6 protein-coding genes are annotated in these 5793 nt (G+C 61.7%); 3 read left to right on the forward strand and 3 right to left on the reverse strand.

The window, feature by feature from the left end:
• Positions 1 to 475, forward strand: a 475-nt coding sequence (locus HA052_RS27490) for an SPOR domain-containing protein (RefSeq protein WP_206119076.1), incomplete at its 5' end; no start/stop codon positions are given.
• A 268-nt stretch (positions 476 to 743) separates the two neighbouring features.
• Here the strand turns inward: HA052_RS27490 and tdh are convergent.
• From tdh to HA052_RS26895, 3 genes are all read right to left on the reverse strand, one after another.
• Complete coding sequence (tdh, locus tag HA052_RS26885) at positions 744 to 1769, reverse strand: L-threonine 3-dehydrogenase (RefSeq protein ID WP_166454407.1); 1026 nt, start codon at positions 1767 to 1769, stop codon at positions 744 to 746.
• A 50-nt stretch (positions 1770 to 1819) separates the two neighbouring features.
• Positions 1820 to 3019, reverse strand: coding sequence for a glycine C-acetyltransferase (locus HA052_RS26890; protein WP_166454408.1), 1200 nt, complete (start codon positions 3017 to 3019; stop codon positions 1820 to 1822).
• A 198-nt stretch (positions 3020 to 3217) separates the two neighbouring features.
• Complete coding sequence (locus HA052_RS26895; protein ID WP_166454409.1) at positions 3218 to 3940, reverse strand: substrate-binding periplasmic protein; 723 nt, start codon at positions 3938 to 3940, stop codon at positions 3218 to 3220.
• A 114-nt stretch (positions 3941 to 4054) separates the two neighbouring features.
• On the opposite strand from HA052_RS26895, the gene HA052_RS26900 reads away from it, so the two are divergent.
• Together HA052_RS26900 and HA052_RS26905 are read left to right on the forward strand one after the other, a co-directional pair.
• Entirely contained in the window at positions 4055 to 4756 is a 702-nt protein-coding gene (locus HA052_RS26900; protein ID WP_166454410.1) for a peptidoglycan DD-metalloendopeptidase family protein, read from the forward strand.
• 133 nt (positions 4757 to 4889) lie between these two features.
• On the forward strand, positions 4890 to 5624 hold the full coding sequence (locus tag HA052_RS26905; protein ID WP_081547370.1) for a substrate-binding periplasmic protein: 735 nt from the start codon (positions 4890 to 4892) through the stop codon (positions 5622 to 5624).
• Positions 5625 to 5793 lie beyond the last annotated feature (169 nt).

The raw sequence follows: 5793 nt of genomic DNA on the forward strand, positions 1-5793 counted from the left end.
GGCCAGCCCCGATCTGGACAAGACCCCGACCGTGGCCAACAGCCGCCCGCCCGTCCACGCAGCGGCCCCAGCGCCGGCGCATGAGCGCGCGGCGGCGAAAGCGCCTCCCGCGCCAAGCGCCGCTGCAGCTCCGCCGCAGACGGTAGCCGCCAAAGCCGCGCCGGCCGAAGCCATCAAATCCGCCCCGCCCGCCGCCGCCATCGCGGCAGACAAGCCCGTCGCGCCGGTCAAGGAAGCCCCGGTCAAGGCAAAACCAGCCGGCAGCTCCATCGGCTATCAAGTCCAGCTGGGCCTGTTCTCCAGCATCGGCAACGCCGAAAAGCTGGTGAAGGAGCTGAAACAGCACGGCATCCCGGCCCACACTGTCACCCGCGTGCAGGTCGGCCCGTTCAAGAGCCGCGCCGAAGCCGACGAAACCATGGAGAAGTTGCGCGGCCTGGGTTATGCGCCCTTGCTCGCGCCCGCCGGGCAATAAAACGAAATAAAAAAAGCCCTCTCCGCTATGTGGAGAGGGCAAACTCTGAACTCACTCAAACAATCGGAACGGAACGCACCGCCGCGCGCGGGCGGACCAAGCCGCGAAGACCGGCCAGCGGCCCTCCGCCCCATCCCTTTTGTCAGCGCATTCTCGCCGGCCGGCCCCCAAGACTCAAACAATCTCAAAGCAGGCTCAAGCCGCGCCCCCATGTGAAAAACCCTCTTCGCCGGCGAAGAGGGTTGATGCGTCCAGTCCTTCCCGGCCGTCAACTCCAGTCCAGAATCACCTTGCCGCTCTGGCCGGACAACATGGCGTCAAAGCCCTGCTGGAACTCCGCCACCGGGAAGTGGTGGGTGATGATGGGGGTGATGTCCAGACCAGACTGGATCAAGGCCACCATCTTGTACCAGGTCTCGAACATTTCGCGGCCGTAGATGCCCTTGATTTCCAGGCCCTTGAAGATGACGTGGTTCCAGTCGATGGCGGTGTCGGCCGGGGGAATCCCCAGCAAGGCCACTTTGCCGCCGTGGTTCATGGTGTCCAGCATCTGACGGAAGGCCTGCGGATTGCCGGACATTTCCAAGCCGACGTCGAAGCCCTCGCTCATGTGCAATTCGGCCATCACTTGCTTGAGGTCCTGCTTGGCCACGTTCACCGCGCGGGTCGCGCCCATTTTGCGCGCCAGTTCCAAGCGGTATTCGTTGACGTCGGTGATCACCACGTGGCGCGCGCCGACATGGCGCGCGATAGCCACCGCCATGATGCCGATCGGACCCGCGCCGGTGATCAGCACATCCTCGCCCACTAGATTGAAGCTGAGCGCGGTGTGCACCGCATTGCCGAAGGGGTCGAAAATGGACGCCAGATCGTCGGAAATGTCGTCCGGAATCGGGAAGGCGTTGAAGGCCGGAATCACCAGATACTCGGCGAACGCGCCCTCGCGATTGACCCCCACGCCGAAGGTGTTGCGGCACAGGTGACGGCGGCCGGCACGGCAGTTGCGGCAGTGGCCACAGGTGATGTGCCCTTCACCCGACACGCGCTGGCCGACGCTGAAGCCCTGCACTTCCGAGCCGATCGCTTCTACCACGCCGACGTATTCATGGCCAACGTGCATGGGCACCGGGATGGTCTTCTGTGCCCAGTCGTCCCAGTTCCAGATATGAATGTCCGTTCCGCAGATCGCGGTCTTACGAATCCGGATCAACAGATCGTTATGGCCGATTTCCGGCTTGGCCACATCGGTCATCCACAGGCCGCGCTCGGCCTTCAGTTTGGATAATGCTTTCATTGCTGTTCCTATCCGCCGCCGCGCCCTCCACGGGCGCGCGGCGCTACGCCTCAGATCACGCCGAGCTCGCGGCCCACCTTGATGAAAGCCGCCACCGCCAGGCGAACCTGTTCTTCGCTGTGGCGCGCCGACATCTGGGTGCGGATGCGCGCCTTGCCCTTGGGCACCACCGGGAAGGAGAAACCGATCACGTACACGCCCTCCTCCAGCAGCTTGGCCGCCATCTCGCCCGCCAGCTTAGCATCGCCCAGCATCACAGGAACGATGGGGTGCTGGCCCGGCACCAGAGTGAAACCGGCTGCGCTCATTTCCTGACGGAATAGTTCGGCGTTGCGGCGCACTTTGGCGCGCAGTTCCGCGCCCTCGCCGCCCTTGAGGATGTTCAGCACTTCCAGGCTGGCGGCGGCGATGGCCGGGGCCAGAGTGTTGGAGAACAGGTACGGACGCGAGCGCTGACGCAGCAGATCGATGATGGCTTTGCGGCCGGACACATAGCCGCCGGACGCACCGCCCAGGGCCTTGCCCAGGGTGCCGGTGTAGATGTCGACGCGATCGGCGACCCCGCACAATTCCGGCGTGCCCGCGCCGCTATCGCCGATGAAGCCGACAGCGTGGGAATCATCCACCATCACCAGCGCGCCGTGACGTTCGGCCACTTCGCACAGGGTTTTCAGATCGGCGATGATGCCGTCCATGGAGAACACGCCATCGGTGACGATCAGCTTGAATCGCGCTCCGGCCTGTTCCGCGGCGATCAGCTGCGTCTCCAGATCGGCCATGTCGTTGTTCTTATAACGGAAGCGCTTGGCCTTGGACAGGCGCACGCCGTCGATGATGGAAGCGTGATTCAGCTCGTCGGAAATCACCGCATCCTCTTCGCCCAGCAAGGTTTCGAACACGCCGCCGTTGGCGTCGAAGCAGCTGGAGTACAAAATAGTGTCGTCGGCGCCCAAAAAGCCGGAAATCGCCTGTTCCAAATCCTTGTGCACTTGCTGGGTGCCGCAGATGAAACGAACCGAGGCGCAGCCGTAGCCGAAGTCGTCCATGCCCTTCTTCGCCGCCTCGATCAAACGCGGGTCGTCGGCCAGGCCCAGGTAATTGTTGGCGCAGAAATTCAGCACATTGCTGCCGTTGCTCAAGGCGATGTCGGCGCGCTGGGGCGTGGCGATCACGCGTTCGGGCTTTTCAAAACCGTCGGCGCGAATCTGCGCCAGCGTGGCTTCAAGATGGGCTAAGTAGGTTCGGTTCATGACTGTCCTTGTCCAGGAATGACAAAAGAATCACCATTGCGCCGCCAGATCCGTGGCGACCCAAAAACTGGCACCATTCTAGCCCAGTCATTTCGCAGCCATCAGTGACAGTTCAACTTGTTTTTCCAAGATACTGTACCCTTGAAAAATTAATACGAGTAGACACTGTCACCATAAAATACCATGCGCCGACAATCGTCACTTCATATATTTGGCGACGATTTTCTCCAGCTTCCCGCTTTCGCGCAGTTGTTGAAACGCCCTGTTCAGCTTCAACGCGGTCGCATCCGACATTTTCAGGCTGCAGGCCATGTAGATGCTGGTGGGTTGCACCTGCAAAGCCTCTCGGATATGGTCGGCCGGCGTGCCCACTTGTTTAATGGTGTAGTTGGCCACCACGTCATGCACCGCCCAGACGTCCGCCACGCCCGCGGCCAATTCGCGCTCGGCCTCCTCAGGCGTGGGTCTGACTGAATAGGCGATATTGTTCTTTTTCAAATAATCCGCCATCGACGAACCCAATAACACCACGATGCGCTTTCCCTTGGCGTCGTCCAGCGAATTCAAGACCACCGGATGATGGCTATTGATGAACAGGGATTGATTGCTTTCCATCACCAAACCCACCCAGCGATACATCTTCTCTCTCTCCGGGGAGCGCGTAAAAGGCATCAAGCAGCTGTCCGCGTCTTGCTGCACCTGCATTTGAGCACGCTTCCAGGGAATCTCCGGCATGCGCACGCCCAAGCCGGCCAATTGCAGCGCCTGGGCCACCGCCTCCACGGCGATGCCGCTCAATTTTCCGCTCTCGCCCTTCAACACCAGCGGCGGATACTCCACGCTGTAGATGGAAAGCGTCGACGGCTCCGCCGCCAGCGTCGCCATGCTCCACAAGCCGCCCATCACCCATCCCAGTTTCATCCCGTTGCCTCCGCCCAATGCCCATCACAGTCCTTAACATGATTTTTAGTCCAGCCGCCGGCGTTTGCTCACAGAAACCGCGCAGCCGCCGGCGGCAATGCTAGAATCTGCGCCATGTCCTTGTCCGCCCGTCTTATCACCGTTTCCCTATCCCTGCTGCTTGCCGCCTGCGCCAGTACTTCGCAACCCGCCGCGGTGGAGTCCGCCGGCTTTTACCGCGTCAAGCCAGGAGACACCTTGTTCCGCATTGCCCAGAACCACCGGGTCAGCGTGGCGAACCTGGTGCGCTGGAACGGACTGAAAGACCCCGGCAGCATCAACGCAGGTCAGTTGCTGCGCGTATCCCCGCCCACCGGCGCCGCTCAATCCCCCGCCAAGCGCCCACAGCCCAGCCGGCCCGCGGCCAAGCCTTCCGCTTCGGAACCCAGCAAGCCCGCGGCTCGCCCGGTGGCCAACATCAAACTGGTCTGGCCGGCCAAGGGTACGATCATCGCCAAATTCAACGGCCAGGGCAGCAAGGGCATAGACATCACCGGCGAAGCTGGCGCGCCCGTCCGCGCGGCGGCCAACGGCAAGGTCACCTACGCCGGCAAGGGCATCCGCAGCTACGGCAATCTGTTGATCATCCAGCATGACAATGCCCACCTCACCGTCTATGCTCACAATCAGTCATTGCTGGTCAAAGAAGGGCAGGCGGTCAAAGCCGGCGACACCATCGCCACCATGGGCAGTTCCGGCACCACTCGGGTCAAGCTCCACTTTGAACTGCGCGTCCGTTCCTCCGCGGTCGACCCCATGCCTTATCTGACGGACTGAGCCGCGAGGCCGCTTGTCAGCGCCGGCGACGAACGCGCAAAATGCATTCCATACATGATGCGCAACCCTATCGCCCGGACAGCGTGGTTTCCACTGCGCGCGCCAGAAGCGAGGAAGTCAAGAAGGCAAGCCAATGGGGAGATTACTGATACTAGGCAGCTTGCTGCTGGCCCTCGGTGTCAACGCTCACGCACACAAGCTCGTCAAGGTGGCGTTTGGCGAGTCGCTGGAGCCCTATGTGATGGAGGGCGGCAAAAGCGGGCTGGAGCTGGAGATCGTGCGCGCGGCCCTGCAAGAACGCGGCTACAGGATTGAGCCGGTCTTCTTTTCCCAGCCCCGCCTGCCGATGGCGTTCAAGAACAAGGATATCGACGCGGTGGCCACCGTCGGCGAACAAGCCGGACTGCAAGCCGAGTATTCCGATGTCTACATCAGTTACGAGGATGTGGCCATCACCCTCAGCAGCCGCCGCATTCAATTGCACCAGGCCAAGGAACTGGGCGCTTACCGGGTGCTGGCCTTTTCTCTGGCCAGGCAATACCTGGGCGAAGCCTTCAAGGACATGGCCAAAAACAACCCCAATTACGCGGAAACCGCCAATCAGGTGGATCAAAACCGGCTGTTGTTCCGCGGTTCCGTTGACGTGGTGGTGGCCGACCGCAACATCTTCGCTTGGATGAACCACAAGCTCGCCACCCAGTTCAAGGAAAAAACCGCGCCGGTGGACATCCACCGGTTGTTCGCTCCTACCGTGTACCGGATGGCCTTCCGCAGCGCGCCTTTGAAGGACGAATTCAACCAAGGCCTGCGCGCGATACAAAAAAGCGGCGTCTACAAGCAAATCGTGAATCGTTACCAGAACCTCTGAGCGCGATTGCCGATGACAGCAAGATAGCCTAACCTTCAAGGTTTGATTCCGCCCCCTCCCGCGCACCGTGAAACCGTCCCGCTTGCTGTTTGCCCTATTGCCCGCGCTGCTGAGCGCCTGCGCCAACGTCACCCCTCCAGCGCCTGTCTCCGCGCCCGTCGTCGTCGCC

It is taken from the genome of Chromobacterium fluminis (assembly GCF_011602385.1).
GTDB lineage: Bacteria > Pseudomonadota > Gammaproteobacteria > Burkholderiales > Chromobacteriaceae > Chromobacterium > Chromobacterium fluminis.